This window comes from Microbacterium songi (genome assembly GCF_042747925.1).
Lineage (GTDB): Bacteria > Actinomycetota > Actinomycetes > Actinomycetales > Microbacteriaceae > Microbacterium.
This window is the reverse complement of sequence record NZ_JBHZIE010000007.1, coordinates 39,601-52,192: the sequence shown is the minus strand read 5'-3', so window position 1 is coordinate 52,192 and position 12,592 is coordinate 39,601. Positions and strand designations below refer to the sequence as shown.

The 12,592-nt window shown below is 68.0% G+C and carries 8 protein-coding genes; 7 read left to right on the top strand and 1 reads right to left on the bottom strand.

The genetic code is table 11. The annotated features are described in order from the left end of the window. The first annotated feature begins 26 nt into the window (after positions 1–26). The 6 genes from pxpA (at position 27) to ACFM35_RS10085 (ending at position 10,786) form a co-directional block, all read left to right on the top strand. Positions 27–782, top strand: a complete 756-nt coding sequence (gene pxpA / locus ACFM35_RS10110; protein ID WP_378841585.1) for a 5-oxoprolinase subunit PxpA — start codon at positions 27–29, stop codon at positions 780–782. Further along, the gene (locus tag ACFM35_RS10105) at positions 779–1,432 is read left to right on the top strand and encodes a 5-oxoprolinase subunit B family protein (protein WP_378841583.1); all 654 of its coding nucleotides are present in this window, start codon (positions 779–781) and stop codon (positions 1,430–1,432) included. The genes pxpA and ACFM35_RS10105 overlap by 4 nt, the downstream gene beginning before the upstream one ends. Further along, positions 1,429–2,322 (top strand): 5-oxoprolinase subunit C family protein, encoded by an 894-nt coding sequence (locus tag ACFM35_RS10100; RefSeq protein WP_378841581.1) that lies wholly within the window; start codon positions 1,429–1,431, stop codon positions 2,320–2,322. The genes ACFM35_RS10105 and ACFM35_RS10100 overlap by 4 nt, the downstream gene beginning before the upstream one ends. A gap of 267 nt (positions 2,323–2,589) precedes the next feature. Further along, positions 2,590–6,087: a DNA-directed RNA polymerase subunit beta gene (gene rpoB, locus ACFM35_RS10095; RefSeq protein ID WP_378841579.1), complete on the top strand. Its 3,498-nt coding sequence runs from the start codon at positions 2,590–2,592 to the stop codon at positions 6,085–6,087. A 39-nt stretch (positions 6,088–6,126) separates the two neighbouring features. Further along, positions 6,127–10,017 carry a DNA-directed RNA polymerase subunit beta' gene (gene rpoC, locus ACFM35_RS10090; RefSeq protein WP_378841578.1) on the top strand — a complete coding sequence of 1,297 codons (3,891 nt, stop codon included), beginning with the start codon at positions 6,127–6,129 and terminating at the stop codon, positions 10,015–10,017. 160 nt (positions 10,018–10,177) lie between these two features. Next, entirely contained in the window at positions 10,178–10,786 is a 609-nt protein-coding gene (locus ACFM35_RS10085; RefSeq protein ID WP_378841576.1) for a hypothetical protein, read from the top strand. Positions 10,787–10,789: 3 nt separating this feature from the next. Here ACFM35_RS10085 and ACFM35_RS10080 read toward each other — a convergent pair whose 3' ends face one another. Continuing rightward, positions 10,790–11,419 carry a hypothetical protein gene (locus tag ACFM35_RS10080; protein WP_378841574.1) on the bottom strand — a complete coding sequence of 210 codons (630 nt, stop codon included), beginning with the start codon at positions 11,417–11,419 and terminating at the stop codon, positions 10,790–10,792. Positions 11,420–11,549: 130 nt separating this feature from the next. On the opposite strand from ACFM35_RS10080, the gene ACFM35_RS10075 reads away from it, so the two are divergent. Next, positions 11,550–12,587, top strand: a complete 1,038-nt coding sequence (locus ACFM35_RS10075) for an ABC transporter (protein ID WP_378841572.1) — start codon at positions 11,550–11,552, stop codon at positions 12,585–12,587. The last annotated feature ends 5 nt before the right edge of the window (positions 12,588–12,592 follow it).

Below are 12,592 nucleotides of genomic sequence, written 5' to 3'. Positions count from 1 at the left end.
GGAATCGACGTCGCTAGCCTGGACCCATGCGCCCGATCGACCTGAACGCCGACCTCGGCGAGACCGTCGACGGTGTGCCGACGGCCGACGACGAGGCGATGTTCGCCGTCATCTCGAGCGCGAGCATCGCGTGCGGAGGCCACGCGGGGGATGCCGCATCCATGCGCTCGGCGGTGGCCGCCGCCGCGCGCGCCGGAGTGGCCGTCGGTGCGCATCCGGCCTATGAGGACAGGGCGAACTTCGGGCGCATCGCCCACCGGGTCGACCCGCTCGTGCTGCGCAGAGCCGTGACGCGTCAGCTCGACGGTCTGATCGCTGCGGGCGCCGACCTCCGCTACGTCAAACCGCACGGTGCGCTCTACCATGCCGTCACCGTCGATCCGGGGCAGGCCGATGCCGTCGTCGCGGCGGTCGCCGATGTCGCGGACCGGCTCGGCCGGACGCTGCCGATCCTCGGGCTCGTCGGTCGGGTCGCCACCGCTGCCGCCGCTGCAGGGGTGCCGTTCGTCCGCGAAGCCTTCCTCGATCGCGGGTACGCCCCCGACGGCGGGCTTATCCCGCGCAACGCGTCCGGAGCGCTGCTCCACGACCCCGAGATCGTTGCGGAGCGCGCGCTGCGGCTGGCGTCCGACGGCGAGGTGATGGCCGTCGACGGATCATGGATCGAGACGGATGCCGCGTCCCTCTGCCTGCACGGAGACACCCCCGACGCCGTGGCGATGGCACGCGCGGTCCGTCACGCGCTCGACGCGGCGGGGATCGAGGTGAGGGCCCCGTGGTGAAGGACGGCCGTACCGGCGTGACCACCCCGGTGCTGCTGCCTATGGGGGAGCGCGCCGTGCTGGCGGAGCTCCCATCCCTGAGCGAGGTGCTCGCGCTGCACGCACGCCTGATGTCCTCCCGTCCCGGGGGCGTCTTAGACCTGGTGCCGGCCGCTCGCACGGTCCTCGTCTCGTTCGACCCCGCGCGGATCTCCGCCACGGCGGTGCGCGCATGGATCGGCTCCGCTCCGGAGTCGCGGGTGATGACGGCGGAGGAGCCCGCCCGCGTCGTCACGATCGACGTCCGCTACGACGGTGCCGACCTCGCCGACACCGCCCTGCTGCTGGGCATCACGCCTCCCGCGCTCATCGATGCGCACCGGACCGCCCGGTGGACCGTCGCCTTCACCGGCTTCGCACCGGGATTCGGGTACCTCGTCAGCGCGGACTGGACCTTCGACGTGCCCCGCCTTCCGACACCCCGCACGCACGTTCCGCCGGGAGCGGTGGGTCTCGCCGGTGAATTCACCGGGGCGTATCCGCGAGCGACTCCGGGAGGCTGGCGCCTGATCGGGTCGACCACCGCGCGCCTGTTCGATCCGGATGCCTCGTCCCCGACGCTGCTCGCTCCGGGAATGTCGGTGCGCTTCCGCCGGGTCGACGAGCCGTGAACCGGGTCGACGGCGGCACGCCTGCCCTCCGTGTCGACGCGCCCGGTCTTCTCGCGACGATCCAGGACCTCGGCCGGCCGGGCTCGGCATCGCTCGGCGTCGCGCGCTCGGGGGCACTCGACCGTGGCGCGCTCCGCACCGCGAATCGCCTTCTCGGCAACCACGAGGGGGCGGCTGCGATCGAAGTCACGATGGGCGGGTTCCGCGCGACGGCCGTCCGCGACCTGTGGTTCGCGGTCACCGGCGCGTGGGGCGCGCTCCGCCTGGACGGCCGACCCCTCGATCCCTACGAGGCGCACCCCTGGCCCCAGGGCGGGCTTCTCGACGTGGACTGGTTCGCGCACGGCAGCCGTGCGTACCTCGCGATCCGAGGCGGTCTCGACGCTCCACGCGTGCTGGGCTCGCGTGCGACCGACCTGCTGGCGGGCATCGGTCCCGGAGCGCTGCGGCCCGGCGACCACATCGCGCTCGCCGAGGAGGTCGTCCTCCCCATCCCACCCTCCGTCCTCGCCCCGTGGGGAGCGCCCGTCGACGACGACGTGCGCATCGGGCTCGCCCCCGGACCGCGCTCCGACTGGTTCTCGGCATCCGCCCTGCACGTTCTCTACGACACGGTATGGACCGCCTCGGACAAAGCCGATCGCGTCGGCGTCCGCCTCGACGGACCCGCGCTGGAGCGGGCGCGGACGGACGAGCTTCCGAGCGAGGGGATGGTGCCCGGTGCACTCCAGGTGCCCCCGGGCGGCCGACCGACGATCCTCCTCGCGGATGGTCCGGTGACCGGCGGCTACCCCGTCATCGCGGTGGTGGCGGATGCTTCGCTCGACGCCCTCGGGCAGGTCAGGCCGGGCACACGACTGCGCTTCGTCCACGCCAGGGTCGACCGGTGACCGGTGGACGCCGCGTATTTCCGCGGTTCCGCGCGGTTATACCGCAGTCATTCACACTCGTCAAGGACCCGACTGGACACGGCGGGTCATCCGCCGTATAGTTGTTCTTTGCGCTCCCATTCCCCCTGTCTTCATATGGTGGTCGGCTGCGCCCTCGCACCCCCGTTGGGAAGTCACGGCGTGTGTTGTGAGGGCACGGGAATGATCTGAGCACTCCACCTGACGACAAGGAAACAGGGCCCTACTCGGGCCCATGGAGGTTATCCCTTGGCTGCTGCGCCCAACGCAACCAACCCCACCACCAACAAGAACGGCCGAGGCGCTTCTCGCCTCTCGTTCGCCAAGATCTCCGACACGCTGGAGGTCCCCGACCTCCTCGCGCTGCAGACAGAGTCTTTCGACTGGCTCGTCGGCAATGAGCTCTGGAAGACGCGCGTTGCGGAGGCGAAAGCCATCGGACGCACCGATGTTCCCGAGATCAGCGGTCTCGAGGAGATCTTCGAGGAGATCTCTCCGATCGAGGACCTCAGCGAGACGATGCAGCTGAGCTTCACGAACCCGTATCTCGAGCCGGAGAAGTACTCGATCGAGGAGTGCAAGGAGCGCGGCAAGACCTACGCCGCGCCGCTGTACGTCGAGGCCGAGTTCATGAACCACCAGACCGGTGAGATCAAGACCCAGACGGTCTTCATGGGCGACTTCCCGCTCCAGACCGCCAAGGGCACGTTCATCATCAACGGCACCGAGCGTGTCGTCGTGTCGCAGCTCGTGCGTTCGCCCGGTGTCTACTTCGACAAGACCCCCGACAAGACGTCCGACAAGGACATCGTCTCGGCGCGCGTCATCCCGAGCCGCGGTGCGTGGCTCGAGTTCGAGATCGACAAGCGCGATCAGGTCGGCGTTCGCATCGACCGCAAGCGCAAGCAGTCCGTCACGGTGTTCCTGAAGGCCCTGGGCCTCTCCAGCGAAGACATCATGGCCGAGTTCGCCGGCTTCGACTCGATCGAGGAGACGCTGTCGAAGGACACGATCCTCACGAAGGAAGACGCGCTCCGCGACATCTACCGCAAGCTCCGTCCGGGCGAGCAGGTCGCCGCCGAGGCAGCCCGCGCGCTGCTGGACAACTTCTACTTCAACTCCAAGCGCTACGACCTCGCGAAGGTCGGTCGTTACAAGATCAACCAGAAGCTGGGTCTCGAGTCGCCGCTGAGCGAGTCGGTGCTGACGGTCGAGGACATCGTCGCGACCATCAAGTACCTGGTGCGCCTGCACCGCGGTGATGCGACGTTCGAGGGCCTCCGCGGCGGTCAGAAGACCGACATCCGCATGACGGTCGACGACATCGACAACTTCGGCAACCGTCGCATCCGCGCGGTCGGCGAGCTGATCCAGAACCAGGTCCGCACCGGTCTGTCCCGCATGGAGCGCGTCGTCCGCGAGCGCATGACCACGCAGGACATCGAGGCGATCACGCCGCAGACCCTGATCAACGTGCGCCCCGTCGTCGCCGCGATCAAGGAGTTCTTCGGAACGTCGCAGCTGTCCCAGTTCATGGACCAGAACAACCCGCTCGCGGGTCTGACACACAAGCGCCGCCTCTCGGCGCTCGGCCCCGGTGGTCTGTCGCGTGAGCGCGCAGGCGTCGAGGTCCGTGACGTCCACCCCTCGCACTACGGCCGCATGTGCCCGATCGAGACCCCCGAAGGCCCGAACATCGGCCTGATCGGATCGCTCGCCTCGTTCGCGCGGATCAACGCGTTCGGCTTCATCGAGACGCCGTACCGCAAGGTCGTCAGCGGCAAGGTCACCGAGCAGATCGATTACCTCACCGCCTCCGAGGAAAACGACTACATCGTCGCCCAGGCCGGCGCCGAGCTGAAGGCCGACGGCCACTTCGTGCAGGAGCGCGTGCTGGCCCGTCGCGGCGACGGCGGCGAGGTCGACCTCTTCCCGGCGGGCGAGATCGGCTACATGGACGTCTCGCCGCGCCAGATGGTGTCGGTCGCGACCTCGCTCATCCCCTTCCTCGAGCACGACGATGCGAACCGCGCCCTCATGGGTGCGAACATGCAGCGTCAGGCGGTCCCGCTGCTGCGCAGCGAGTCGCCGATCGTCGGAACGGGTATGGAGGGCTATGCGGCCGTCGACGCCGGTGACGTCGTCACGGCCGACAAGGCCGGTGTGGTGCTCGAGGTCTCGGCCGATGTCGTGACCATCCAGCTCGACGAGGGCGGCACGCAGGACTACTTCCTGCGCAAGTTCGACCGGTCCAACCAGGGCACGAGCTACAACCAGCGCGTCGTGGTCTCGGCCGGCGAGCGCGTCGAGGCCGGCGAGGTCATCGCAGACGGTCCTGCGACGGAGAACGGCGAGCTCGCGCTCGGCAAAAACCTCCTCGTCGCATTCATGACCTGGGAAGGCCACAACTTCGAGGACGCGATCATCCTCAGCCAGAACCTTGTGAAGGACGACACCCTCTCCTCGATCCACATCGAGGAGTACGAGGTCGACGCCCGCGACACGAAGCTCGGCAAGGAGGAGATCACCCGTGATCTTCCGAACGTGAGCCCCGACCTGCTGAAGGACCTCGACGAGCGCGGCATCATCCGCATCGGCGCCGAGGTCCGCCCGGGCGACATCCTCGTCGGCAAGGTCACGCCGAAGGGCGAGACCGAACTGTCGGCCGAGGAGCGCCTGCTGCGCGCGATCTTCAACGAGAAGAGCCGCGAAGTCCGCGACACGTCGCTGAAGGTGCCCCACGGTGAGCAGGGCACGATCATCGCGGTCAAGGAGTTCAACGCCGAGGACGGCGACGACGAGCTGGGCTCGGGCGTCAACCGCCGCGTCGTGGTCTACATCGCCCAGAAGCGCAAGATCACCGAGGGCGACAAGCTCGCGGGTCGTCACGGCAACAAGGGCGTCATCGCCAAGATCCTTCCGATCGAGGACATGCCCTTCCTGGCCGACGGCACGCCGGTCGACATCATCCTGAACCCGCTCGGCATCCCCGGCCGCATGAACTTCGGCCAGGTGCTGGAGCTTCACCTCGGATGGATCGCCAAGCAGGGCTGGAAGGTCGAGGGCAACCCCGAGTGGGCGGCTCACCTTCCGGAGGCTGCCTTCTCGGCACCCGCCGGCACGAAGGTCGCGACCCCGGTGTTCGACGGAACGCGCGAGGACGAGATCGCGGGTCTGCTGGACTCCACGACCCTCACGCGTGATGGTGAGCGTCTGGTCGACTCCTCGGGTAAGACGCTGCTGTTCGACGGTCGCTCCGGCGAGCCGTTCCCGGCACCCGTCTCGGTCGGCTACATGTACATCCTGAAGCTGCACCACCTCGTCGACGACAAGATCCACGCGCGCTCGACGGGTCCGTACTCGATGATCACGCAGCAGCCGCTGGGTGGTAAGGCACAGTTCGGTGGTCAGCGCTTCGGCGAGATGGAGGTGTGGGCCCTCGAGGCCTACGGTGCGGCATACGCCCTCCAGGAGCTCCTCACGATCAAGTCCGACGACATCCTCGGCCGAGTCAAGGTCTACGAGGCGATCGTCAAGGGCGAGAACATCCAGGAGCCCGGCATCCCCGAGTCGTTCAAGGTGCTCATGAAGGAGATGCAGTCGCTCTGCCTGAACGTCGAGGTCCTCTCGGCCGACGGCACGCCGGTGAATCTCCGCGACACCGACGACGACGCGTTCCGTGCAGCCGAAGAACTCGGCATCAACATCTCCAGCCGCTTCGAGTCCTCGTCCATCGACGAGATCTGATCCCGGCCTCCCCGCAAGAATTCCGACACAGGAGAACCAGTGCTCGAATCAACCACTTTCGACCAGCTTCGCATTGGCCTCGCCACTGCCGACGACATCCGTCGTTGGTCGTTCGGTGAGGTCAAGAAGCCCGAAACCATCAACTACCGCACGCTGAAGCCCGAGAAGGACGGCCTCTTCGGAGAGCAGATCTTCGGACCCAGCCGTGACTGGGAGTGCGCGTGCGGCAAGTACAAGCGCGTCCGCTTCAAGGGCATCGTCTGCGAGCGCTGCGGCGTGGAGGTCACCAAGTCCTCCGTCCGCCGTGAGCGTATGGGCCACATCGAGCTCGCCGCACCCGTCACCCACATCTGGTACTTCAAGGGCGTGCCCTCGCGCCTCGGCTACCTGCTGGACATGGCGCCGAAGGACCTCGAGAAGGTCATCTACTTCGCCGCCTACATGGTGATCTCCGTCGATGAGGAGGCGCGTCACCGCGACCTCCCCACGCAGGAGAGCAACATCCGGCTCGAGCTGAAGACCCTCGCCGACCGCCGTGATTCGCGCATCGCGACCCGACTCCAGAAGCTGGAAGAGGAGCTCGCGGCGCTCGAGGAGGAGGGCGCCAAGGCCGACCAGAAGAAGAAGGTCAAGGACGCCGCCGAGAAAGAGATGGCCTCGATCCGCAAGACCGCGGATGACCAGGTCACCCGCCTCGAGAAGGTGTGGGAAGACTTCCGCACCCTCTCCGTCGGCGACCTCAAGGGCGAAGACGAGATCTTCCACGAGCTGCAGGACCGCTTCGGTCAGTACTTCGAGGCCCACATGGGCGCGGAGTCGATCAAGCGTCGTCTGCTCGCGTTCGACCTCGCACAGGAGTCCGAAGACCTGCACCTGCAGATCTCCGAGGGCAAGGGCCAGCGCAAGATCCGAGCGATCAAGCGCCTCAAGGTCGTCAACTCGTTCCTGCAGACCGGCATGAGCCCCGCTTCGATGGTGCTCGACGTCGTCCCGGTGATCCCGCCGGAGCTGCGCCCGATGGTCCAGCTCGACGGTGGCCGCTTCGCGACCTCCGACCTGAACGACCTGTACCGTCGCGTGATCAACCGCAACAACCGTCTCCGTCGTCTGATCGATCTCGGCGCCCCCGAGATCATCGTCAACAACGAGAAGCGGATGCTGCAGGAGGCCGTCGACGCACTGTTCGACAACGGCCGCCGCGGTCGTCCCGTCACGGGTACCGGCAACCGGGCGCTGAAGTCCCTCAGCGACATGCTGAAGGGCAAGCAGGGCCGGTTCCGCCAGAACCTGCTCGGCAAGCGCGTGGACTACTCGGGTCGTTCGGTCATCATCGTCGGACCCCAGCTCAAGCTGCACCAGTGCGGTCTGCCCAAGCAGATGGCACTCGAGCTCTTCAAGCCGTTCGTCATCAAGCGCCTGATCGACCTCGGTCACTCGCAGAACATCAAGGCGGCCAAGCGCTCCGTCGAGCGCGCGCGCCCCGAGGTGTGGGACGTGCTCGAGGAGATCATCCGCGAGCGCCCCGTGCTGCTGAACCGCGCACCGACCCTGCACCGTCTCGGCATCCAGGCTTTCGAGCCCCAGCTCGTCGAGGGCAAGGCCATCCAGCTGCACCCGCTCGTCTGCACCGCGTTCAACGCGGACTTCGACGGCGACCAGATGGCTGTCCACCTGCCGCTGTCGGTCGAGGCCCAGGCCGAGGCGCGCATCCTGATGCTCGCGTCGAACAACATCCTGAAGCCGTCGGACGGTCGTCCGGTCACCCTGCCGTCGCAGGACATGATCATCGGCCTGCACCACCTGACCACCCTCAAGGAGGGGGCGATCGGCGAAGGCCGCGCGTTCGGTTCGGTGGGCGAGGCGATCCTGGCCAAGGACGAGGGAACTCTCGACCTGCAGGCCAAGGCGCGCATCCGCATCCCCGGTCTGACGTTCCTCGAGGCCGAGGGTGACACCCCCGAGTCCATCGCGGCGTACGAGCGCAACGGCCTCGTCGAGACGTCGCTGGGTCAGGCGATCTTCAACGACACCCTGCCCAAGGGCTACCCGTTCGTCCGCGAGCCGGCCGACAAGGGCAAGCTCTCGCAGATCGTGAACAAGCTGGCGGAGGAGTACCCGAAGGTGGAGGTCGCGGCCTCCCTCGACCGGATCAAGGACGCCGGCTTCTACTGGGCCACCCGTTCGGGTGTCACCGTGGCGCTGTCCGACATCCTCACGCCCCCCAACAAGGGCGAGATCGTCGGTCGTCACGAGAAGCGCGCAGCCAAAGTCCAGTCGCAGTTCGAGAAGGGACTCACCACCGACGCCGAGCGTCGTCAGGAGCTCATCAAGATCTGGACCGAGGCCACCGACGAGGTGCAGGTCGCGATGCGGGCCAACTTCCCGGAAGACAACACCATCAACCGCATGGTGTCCTCCGGTGCTCGTGGTAACTGGCTGCAGATCCGCAACATCGCGGGTATGCGAGGCCTGGTGAACAACCCCAAGGGTGAGATCATCCCCCGTCCGATCATCTCCTCGTACCGCGAGGGTCTGTCGGTGGCGGAGTACTTCATCGCGACGCACGGTGCCCGCAAGGGTCTGGCCGACACGGCTCTGCGTACCGCAGACTCGGGGTACCTCACGCGTCGTCTGGTCGACGTCTCGCAGGATGTCATCATCCGTGAAGAGGACTGCGGCACGAACAAGGGCCTCGAGCTGCCGATCGCGACCGCGGGTGCCGACGGCGCCCTGGTCAAGGACCCCAACGTCGAGAACTCGGTGTTCGCCCGGACGCTCGCGTCCGAGGTCACCGGTCCCGACGGCACGGTCCTGGCGGTGGCCGGCGACGACGTGGGCGACATCCTCATCAACAAGCTGGTCGAGGCGGGTGTCGAGACCATCAAGGTGCGCTCGGTGCTCACGTGCGAGTCGGCTGTCGGTGTCTGCGCGCAGTGCTACGGCCGTTCGCTCGCGACCGGCAAGATCGTCGACATCGGCGAAGCGGTAGGCATCATCGCCGCCCAGTCGATCGGCGAGCCCGGCACCCAGCTGACGATGCGTACCTTCCACACCGGTGGTTCCGCGTCGGCCGACGACATCACGCAGGGTCTTCCCCGCGTGCAGGAGCTGTTCGAGGCGCGCACCCCCAAGGGTGCGTCCCCGATCGCCGACTCCGACGGTCGTATCACGATCGACGAGACCGACCGCGCCAAGAAGGTCATCCTCACGCCCGACAACGGTGAGGAGCCGCACGTCTACCCCGTGCTCAAGCGCGCGACGCTGCTGGTCGAAGACGGCCAGCACGTCACGGTCGGTCAGCCCCTGCAGGTCGGCACGCTCGACCCGAAGGAGGTCATGCGTGTCATGGGCGCCCGCGAGGTGCAGCGTTACCTCGTGAACGGCGTTCAGGGCGTCTACCGGTCGCAGGGTGTGCCGATCCACGACAAGCACATCGAGGTCATCGTGCGTCAGATGCTGCGCAAGGTCACGGTCGTCGACCACGCCGGCACCGACCTGCTTCCGGGTGAGCTGGTGGACTTCAAGAAGTACCAGCAGATCAACCGCGAGGCCGTGGCCGAGGGCAAGCGTCCCGCGTCGGGTCGTCCCGAGCTGATGGGTATCACGAAGGCGTCGCTCGCGACCGAATCGTGGCTGTCGGCCGCCTCCTTCCAGGAGACGACCCGCGTGCTCACCCAGGCGGCGATGGAGGGCAAGAGCGACCCGCTCGTCGGCCTCAAGGAGAACGTCATCATCGGAAAGCTCATCCCCGCCGGAACGGGACTCGCGAAGTACCGCGACGTCATCGTCGAGGCGACGGACGAGGCGAAGAGCGAGCGGTACCCCAACCGCATCTTCGCTTCGGACGGCGCGTACAGCGACGCCGACCTGAGCTACGTCGATTTCGACAGCTTCTCGACGGACGACTTCACGCCCGGCACGTACAACTGATCGATCGGATGCCTCGTCCCTGCGCACTGCGCACGGATGAGGCATCCGCTCCTCCTCGAAGGGCCCCGGTTCACGCCGGGGCCCTTCGTCGTCCCCGCGTGCCGAGCCGGGGGCGTGGCAGCCTGACGATTAGCGTGGAGGCGGGCGGGGGAGGTGGAACGTGGCACGCATAGGCGGGCGCAATCTGTGGATCGCGATACCGGTCGGCGTGCTGTGCACCGCTGTCGTGGGTGCGCTGGTGGTGCTCTCGGCACCCATGATCCCCGTCGCTGCGACGTGGGTCGGTGATTCCCTGCGCACCGCGTCCACGTACACCGAGCCCAGCGCCACCCCCGGGTCGCCGCAGGCGTTCGCGTCGGCGACGACGTCGGGGTGCCGGTCGCTCTACCCCGACAGCCTGTGGTCGGAGCTCACGTGGACGCCGGACGTGCTGCTCGAGCAGACGACCGGGCCGCCCGCGGGGGACGCACCCCTGACCGCGGCGCTGGCGCCCGACGTCCGGGTCACGTGCGTCTGGAACGCGCCCGGCGGCAGGTCGATCTCCACGACGGTCGCGGCCGTGGCGGGCGGCTCCGCCGACGTCGCACAGGCCGCACTCACGGCCTCCGGATTCACCTGCGACACCCATGCCGGACTCCTCTGCATCCGCGCGTCGGGCGATGTCGTCGAGGAGCACCTCGTGCGGGACGACCTGTGGATCTCGAGCGTCGAGTCGGCCTGGCATCCGGTGGGGTACACGGCCCGTGTCCGCGATTTCATCTGGGGGTGAAGCTCAGCCCCAGATCGATGCGATGATGCTGTCGGTGTACCCGGACGGTGCGAGGTTGGAGTACATCGTGTCGATGAGGACACCGTCGCGCCAATAGAGCGTCCGACCGTCGGTGACGGGATACTGCGTGTTCTGCCAGGTCTTCTCGCACCGCGTGCCCATGTCGGGCGTGTAGCAGTTGAAGCCCTCGGTGTCGGCGAGGTCGTTCAGCATGTCCAACGCCGGTCCGCGGTTCATCCGCGAGATGGTGGTGAACAGGCCGGTCGTGTCGGCGCGGGGATCGCGCCAGGCGCACTCGAGGCTGCCGTCGGCCTGCACGCCGGTGGGCACGCCGAGCGCGGGGTCGTTCAGCGGGGTGCCGGCGAGCTGCGCGCGGACCGCATCGGAGAGCATCGCTTCGCAGTCCACGGGAATGGCGACCGGAGCGCTCGTGGAGGTCGGCGCGGGGGAGGGGCTGCCGGTGGGCGACCCGGAGACGCCCGGCGAGGCTCCGGATGTGGCGCCGTCTGTGCGGGACGGTGCGGACGTCGCGGGTGTCGCCTCGCCGTCCGTGGGAGCGCAGGCGGCCAGCACGGCGCTCAGCGCGACGACGGATGCTGCGAGGAGTACGGTGTGACGGCGCCGTCGTGTCATGCGCCCACGATAGCGGCGGCGACCATCTTCCCCGCGGATGCGACACGCGACGGCATGCCTGCGGGGCCCCGCAGAGGGTGCGCGCTAGCCTCCGTATGCGGGGACGTCCCTCGCGTGAGGAGTGCTTCCGATGAGTGACCACAAGTCGACGTACGGCGAACCGGTCGAAGACACGACACCGGTCGACGACACCACGCATGTCGACGACGTCGTGGGGAGTGCGCACGCGGGCCTGGCAGACGCAGAGGCCGCGCGCAGCGCGGTCGACGAGACTCCCGGCGACGACACGGTGCGGTTCTCCGACGCATCCGCATCGGAGCCTGTCGCCGATGCCCTCGTGGACGGCGACTCCACGTCCCCCCACGACCACTCCGCGCGCGACTCGTCGCGCGACGTCGCCCAGCCCGCCTTCGCCACTCCGGTCGAACCCGTCGAGTCGGCGGAGCCGATCGTGGCCGTCCCCGCCACCGACCGTGCGCGCGACGACGCGGACACGGTGGTGACGCCCGCGTCCGACTCGGGCGACCTCTCTTTCGACGAATCCGCCTACATCACGTCTGCCGCCGTCGCGGCGCCGGCGGCGGTCGCCTCCCCGGCCCCGCAGCCGATCTTCGTGCAGGCGCCGGAGATGCCGCGTCCGCGCGGGAACCGCGCCGCGGCAGGTGCGATCGGTCTCCTCGCCGCCGTCGTCTTCGCGATCCTCTACCTCGGTGCGTGGCTGGCGCTCGGCACCCTCGACGGCACCGTGACGGCGCAGAACGTCGGCGAGACCGTGGTGTCCACTTTCGGGACCTGGGCCTTCTGGGTTCCCGTCGTCGTCTTCTACATCTCCTTCTGGCTGCTCGGAGCGATCATCAACCGCGGTCGCTGGGGCATCTGGGTGATCTTCGGCCTGCTCGTCGGGGCAGCGAGCTACGGCGGCCACATCCTCGGCCAGCTCTTCCAGGCGCCGTTCTGGATGCTGACGGCCACCGCAGGACAGGAACTCATCGAGAGCCAGCTGCTCGCTCCTCTCGCGATCGTCGCCTTCGTGCTGGGCCGTGAGATCACGATCTGGTTCGGCGCATGGGTCGCCGCCCGTGGGCGGAAGGTGACCGAGCTGAACATCGAGGCGCAGCGCGAATACGAGCGCACGCTCGAAGCCGGCCCGCAGCTCGTCCGCGCCTGAGATGT

Bases quoted from the DNA above. Each gene is read 5' to 3' on its own strand.
- pxpA (WP_378841585.1), top strand. From the start codon at position 27: ATGCGCCCGATCGACCTGAACGCCGACCTCGGCGAGACCGTCGACGGT.
- ACFM35_RS10080 (WP_378841574.1), bottom strand. From the start codon at position 11,419: ATGACACGACGGCGCCGTCACACCGTACTCCTCGCAGCATCCGTCGTC.
- ACFM35_RS10075 (WP_378841572.1), top strand. From the start codon at position 11,550: ATGAGTGACCACAAGTCGACGTACGGCGAACCGGTCGAAGACACGACA.